Annotated in this window: 1 protein-coding gene; it reads left to right on the top strand. The window is 45.5% G+C overall.

The genetic code is table 11. The features are described from left to right. Nucleotides 1-230: 230 nt before the first annotated feature. Nucleotides 231-800: glycerol kinase (locus tag R8O10_RS24640; RefSeq protein WP_318191878.1), on the top strand; the 570-nt coding region annotated here is incomplete at its 3' end.

Raw genomic sequence — 800 nt, 5'->3', positions numbered from 1 at the left:
TCGACATCGTTAACTTAGTGATTTTGCAAGGCTGCATCGCCTTTATCAAATAATCGGCGAAAGGCGTAACCACGCCAATTTTAAGATCATTTAAAGCCAAAGCCAGTCGGAAAAGACTGGCTTTTTTGTTTCTTGGTATGAATCTTTCTCATTCTTGCTTCAAGCAATGAAATCAATGCGTTAATATCATTCACAGGATGTTATTTTCCCAGCAGCAGGAGGCTCCACACATGTCAGAAAAAATATCGACATCAGCATTAGCGAAAATGCGCAATATTGACGCCAAGCTGCTGTTTTCAGATCTCAAACGCGCCGGTTACATCACTCGCCAAGAGGACAAATGGATCCTGACGGAAGAGGGCGCTAAGTTCGGCGGTGAATATGTTGACCACCCCAAGTTTGGGCAGTTTATTGTCTGGCCTACGAATTTGCATATTGAGCTGAATCCTACCTCTGGGAAAACACTGAGTGCCACACAACTTGGCGATAAACTTCGCCTTAATGCCAAGCGAATCAACCAATTGTTGAGTGAGCTAGGCTGGATAAGTAAATCGGAAGACGGATGGCAAGTCACCGAAGCGGGCATTCGAGCAGGTGGTCAACAGCGTGCAGACAAAGAATCACAAAACACCTTTGTGGTTTGGCACGATATCGTTTTGCGCAACAAGCGCTTGAAGCAATCTGTAGTGGAGTTTTTGGGGCAAGATGCGGAGTCGCACTCCACCGACAAATCCTACTCCAGTTTTCGTCAAAAATTCGAAGCCAAACATCGGACTTTGGATGGCCACTATGTTCGTTCA

This window comes from Vibrio sp. 1727 (genome assembly GCF_033344415.1).
Taxonomy (GTDB): Bacteria; Pseudomonadota; Gammaproteobacteria; order Enterobacterales; family Vibrionaceae; genus Vibrio; species Vibrio alginolyticus.
The sequence above is the reverse complement of the archived record's forward strand: the minus strand, read 5'-3'. Positions and strand labels throughout refer to the sequence as shown.